Below are 4583 nucleotides of genomic sequence, written 5' to 3' on the forward strand. Positions count from 1 at the left end.
GACCGGATCGTCCCCGAGGCGCCGGGCGTGGAGCACCTCCTCGTGCCCGTCGTCGCGTATCGCGCGCTCCCGCCGCGCCGCCGGCCGCGCAGCTTCTGCCCGGTGTGCCTGGAGCGGGTCTGGCTCAAGCTGGGAGCGCGCAACCGCCCCCACTACGCGCACCTGGCCGGCTCCGAGTGCGCCGCCGCCCGGGGCGAGGGGGCGCTGCACCACGCCGCCAAGGTGCACCTGGCCGAGCAGCTCGGGCGGGGCGGGCCGCTGCGCGTGCGCCCCGTCTGCCACCGCGTGCCGCAGGAGCGGAGCACGGAGCGCTGCACCGCCGCCCCCGAGAACACGTGGCCGCTGGAGTGGGACGAAGTGCGCGTGGAGCACTCCCTTCCCTCCCTGCGCGCCGACCTGGTGCTCCTGCGCGGCGGCGCCATCGTGGCGGCCGTGGAGGTCTACGCATCGCACGCGGTGGACGACGATAAGGCCGCCAAGTACCGCACCCTTGGGCTCCCCTGGATCGAGGTCCCCGCGCGCGGCGTCCTCCCAGACCACGGCGACGCGTGGACGCCGGACGATCCCCTCCCCCTCCTGGGCGACAGCCGCCTCCATCCGCAGGTGTGGCGCTGCCCGCGCCACGAGGGGCTGTACCGGGGGCTGCTGGAGTACGAGCGCAACGGCACCCACCGCGTGGCGCGCCGCCAGGTGCACGTCTACCGCGCCAACGCCGGCCGCAGCTCGGGCGAGAACCGCTGCCGCGCGGTGGGGATCTCCATGATGGAGCGGCGCGAGGAGGGTGAGGCCGCCGAGTCGTGGCTGGAGCGCGACGACAGCGGCGCGCGCATCGGCTCCCCCGTGCTGGGCGCCGACCGCGCCGAGACGCGGCGCATCCTGCACGAGCAGTTCGGCGCGTGGGCGCGCGGGATGCGCGGCGCGCAGGGTGCCGTGCTGGACAGCCCCATGCGCTGGCTGGAAGCCGCCGAAGCCCCACCCGCCTCCGGCCACGCCTACCCGCAGCGCCTGCGCTGGGACGCGCACGCCGAGACCTTTCGCGGCCCGCCGGAGCTTCCGCAGCTCGCCTGGCCCGCGCTCCCCGCCGTTCCCGGCGCGCCGCACCCGGTCCTCGGCCGCTCGCCGCACTGCTGGACCGAGACGCACCGCAGGGGGCCCATCGTCCACGCGGTCGACGGCCCCGTCTGGCTGACCCTGGTCGCGCACGCATGGACGGACGCGCAGGGCCCCGCCATCCGCGCCGACGTCGCCGCGTACGTCCACGACGGCGGCCGCTGGCGCACCGTGGAAGGCGCCCCCTTCACCGCCACCCTCCGCGCGTCCGATCCGCCCTGGCACACGCTCCTCCCCGCCATCGCCCGCGCCCTCGCCCCGCTCGACCCCGACTCGCTGCTGGACGGCGCCGCCGTGCGCGAAGCCGTGGCGGCCCAGATCGGAAACTGACCTGACAAAAAAGAGCCTCACGCGGAGGCGCGGAGACGCGGAGGTGCTTTCCCCGCGCCTCCGCGTCTCCGCGTGAGGCCTGCTGTTCCTGCGTTACGAGCTTAGCGCCCGCCGCCCGGGAACCACGAGATGCCGATGTTGATGCGGGCCGTCGTCGCGTCGATGCCGTCGTCGGTGGTCACCGACTCGCCGCCGATCTTGAGCGTGTCCAGCTCGCCCATGGTGAAGCGCACGTTGGCGTCCAGCGCCAGCTTCGGGCTGAAGAAGTAGTTGAGCCCCGCCGCGCCCGTGAAGCCGGTGCCGGAGATCGTCACGTCGTCGCCGCTCTCCTCGTCCTCGTCCACCAGCGCGATGCTGGAGATGCCGAGCTCCAGGTACGGCACGAGCGCGCTCGCCGGGTTGGCGATCGAGAAGCGCCCCGCCAGGTCGGCGTGGCCCAGCCCGAAGTCGCCACCGTCGGAGCTGACGTTGGCGCCGGTGAGGTTGATGAGAAGGCCGAACTGCGGAGTGAAGTTGTACCCCGCCGTCAGGCTGATCCCGGCGCCGTTCTCGCGCTCGCTCTCGAGGCCGGTCTCTTCGTCCTCTACGTCCACTTTGACGGAGGAGCCGTTGAGCGCGGCGCCGAGGTGGAAGCCGGCGGTGGTGGAACGGGCCTGCGACGCGGCATCGGTGGCGCCGGCGGCGAGCGCGAACAGGGAGATCGCGAACATGGAACGAACGGTCATGCTATTCTCCATCCGGAGTGAGGGTGTGCGGGCGGTCGCCCGCGGTGTTCCGCGGCAGCCATGCGCGGCCGCGGAAACGATGTGCGGAAGGCCGGCTCAGGCGCCGAAGTCCTTCCAGTCCTGGTCGTAGTAGCGCACGAGCACCGGGTCGTCCAGCCGGTTCACGGCCGCCTGCACGGGGCGCATGTCGGCCGGAAAGTCGAAGAGCGCGGGCACGCCGCTCGGCGTCAGGAAGCGCAGGCCCGCGGGGAGCGCGGACGGCGGCGCGTACTCGCCGCGCCCCGCCAGGATGAAGCCCCACTCGCCGAACGACGGCACGTACAGGTGATACGGACGGGTGCGGAAGCCGGCGTCGCGCAGGGTGGCGTCGATGCTCCAGAAGGCGCGCCGCGCGAACATCGGCGACGTGCTCTGCACCACGGCGAGCCCGTCGCGGCTCATCCGGCGCGCCAGCAGACGGTAGAACGCGCTGGTGTACAGCTTTCCGACAGCGTAGTTGGACGGGTCCGGGAAGTCGGCCACCACGAAGTCGAACATCTCCTCCGTGCGCGCCAGCCACTGGAAGGCGTCCTCGTTCACCACCCGCACCCGCGGCGACTTCAGCGAGCCCGCGTTGAGCTCCGTGAGCACCGGGTGCGTGGCGAAGAGGCGCGTCATCTCGGGGTCCAGGTCCACCAGCGTCACCTGCTGCACGCCGGGGTAGCGCAGCACCTCGCGCACCGCCAGCCCGTCGCCGCCGCCCAGGACCAGGACGCGCCGCGCGCCGGGGAGCGCCGCCAGACCCGGGTGCACCAGCGCCTCGTGGTAGCGGTACTCGTCGCGCGAGGAGAACTGGAGGTGGCCGTTGAGGAAGAGCCGCAAGTCGTCCTTCCACGCCGTCAGGACGATGCGCTGGTAGCGCGAGTCGCGCGTGAAGACGATCTCGTCCGCGTAGATGCTCCTCTCCGCCGCGCGCGTCAGCCGCTCGGCGCCTATGAAGCCGGCGCAGAGCAGCGCGATGACGGCCACGCACACCCCCTGCAGCGCTCTTCTCTCCACCAGCACCTCGCGAAAGAGGTGCGTGGACCAGAGCGCGACCCCCGCGTTCACGATCCCGAACGCGATCGCCGACCTCACCAGCCCGAGCTGCGGCACCAGGACGGCGGGGAAGAGGAGCGACGCCCCCAGTGCCCCAATGTAGTCCCAGGCGAGGACGTTGGCGACGACGTCCTTGAACTCGAAGCGTCCCTTGAGGATGCGCATCAGCAGCGGGATCTCCAGCCCCACCAGCGCGCCGATCACGGCCACCAGCGCGTACAGCAGCACCCGGAAGGAGTCCGTGTACGCGAAGGCCAGGAAGAGCGCGGCCGACGAGAAGCCGCCCACCACCGCCACCAGGAGCTCGGTGGCCACGAAGCGCTCCACGAGGCCGCGCGTCACGTAGCGGCTGACCCAGCTCCCCACCCCCATGGCGGCCAGGTAGGTGCCGATGACGGTGGAGAACTGCGTGACGCTGTCGCCCAGCAGGTAGCTGCTGAGCGCCCCCGCCACCAGCTCGTAGACGAGGCCGCACGCCGCGATCAGGAGGACGGTGAGAAAGAGCGCGGCGGCGCTCCCCTGCGCGCCGGCCGTGGAGGCGCGCGTGCTCAGCCTACGATCGCCGCGCTGATGACGATGCCGAAGGCGATCACCACCGAGCCCATGAGGATGGCGAGGGCGGTGTTGTGCTCCTCGATCAGCTCCTTCCACAGCGTCCCGGGCGTCATGCGGTCCACCACCACCAGCGCCACGGCCAGGATGATGATGCCGAGGAGGGAGTAGACGACGACCGCCAGGATGTCGTTCGCGAGCTGGTTCATTGATCTCCTTTACTTGCCGCCGACGTATCGGCCGCCGCCGCCGTAGATGGGGCGGTTCGCCCCGGGGTTGTCGCGCACGGAGCGCGGTGTTCCGTCCTGCGCCTCGGTCACCGAGGCCATGCTGTACCCGGTGTACTCCACCCACGCCAGCAGCGCCAGCACGCCGAGCCCGTATGCGATGTAGATGCGCGGACCTTTCATTGGGGAATGGGGAATGGGGAATGGGTGATCACCCGCACGTCCGTCCAACCCGTAGGGGCGCGATTCATCGCGCCCGTGCCCGCCGCCGCACCGTCGCCTTCCGTAGGGGCCGCCCCATGTGGCTGCCCGTGCCCGCCCCCGCCCCGCCACCCGCCCGTCGGCACCGCCGCCCGTAGGGGCAGACCCACGTGTCTGCCCTCCCTCGCCGCGCCCCGACACCGGACCGGGCATCACACCTCACCGCCAACCCCACGTCACGCGCAGTAGATCCTTCGCTCCGCGCCACAGATCGCGCAACGGGAAAGGACGGTGCCGCGCGTCGCTCAGGATGACAAATGGTGCCCCGCCTCCCCCCCAGCCCGCTTCAGCGGGCTTCGCG

At 72.2% G+C, this 4583-nt stretch carries 5 protein-coding genes; 1 reads left to right on the plus strand and 4 read right to left on the minus strand.

The genetic code is table 11. The features are described from left to right. Positions 1–1440: competence protein CoiA family protein (locus tag VF647_11515; GenBank protein HEX8452717.1), on the plus strand; the 1440-nt coding region annotated here is incomplete at its 5' end. Positions 1441–1541: 101 nt separating this feature from the next. Here VF647_11515 and VF647_11520 read toward each other — a convergent pair. From VF647_11520 to VF647_11535, 4 genes are all read right to left on the minus strand, one after another. Further along, entirely contained in the window at positions 1542–2165 is a 624-nt protein-coding gene (locus VF647_11520) for an outer membrane beta-barrel protein (protein HEX8452718.1), read from the minus strand. Between the two features lie 96 nt (positions 2166–2261). Next, positions 2262–3893 carry a polyamine aminopropyltransferase gene (locus tag VF647_11525; GenBank protein ID HEX8452719.1) on the minus strand — a complete coding sequence of 544 codons (1632 nt, stop codon included), beginning with the start codon at positions 3891–3893 and terminating at the stop codon, positions 2262–2264. Further along, entirely contained in the window at positions 3791–4003 is a 213-nt protein-coding gene (locus VF647_11530) for a DUF350 domain-containing protein (protein HEX8452720.1), read from the minus strand. The genes VF647_11525 and VF647_11530 overlap by 103 nt, the downstream gene beginning before the upstream one ends. Before the next feature lie 9 nt (positions 4004–4012). Beyond that, on the minus strand, positions 4013–4204 hold the full coding sequence (locus VF647_11535) for a hypothetical protein (protein HEX8452721.1): 192 nt from the start codon (positions 4202–4204) through the stop codon (positions 4013–4015). Positions 4205–4583 lie beyond the last annotated feature (379 nt).

The sequence above is a fragment of the Longimicrobium sp. genome, assembly GCA_036387335.1.
In the GTDB taxonomy this organism is placed as follows: domain Bacteria; phylum Gemmatimonadota; class Gemmatimonadetes; order Longimicrobiales; family Longimicrobiaceae; genus Longimicrobium.

Bases quoted from the DNA above. Each gene is read 5' to 3' on its own strand.
- VF647_11535 (HEX8452721.1), bottom strand. From the start codon at position 4,204: ATGAAAGGTCCGCGCATCTACATCGCATACGGGCTCGGCGTGCTGGCG.
- VF647_11520 (HEX8452718.1), bottom strand. From the start codon at position 2,165: ATGACCGTTCGTTCCATGTTCGCGATCTCCCTGTTCGCGCTCGCCGCC.
- VF647_11530 (HEX8452720.1), bottom strand. From the start codon at position 4,003: ATGAACCAGCTCGCGAACGACATCCTGGCGGTCGTCGTCTACTCCCTC.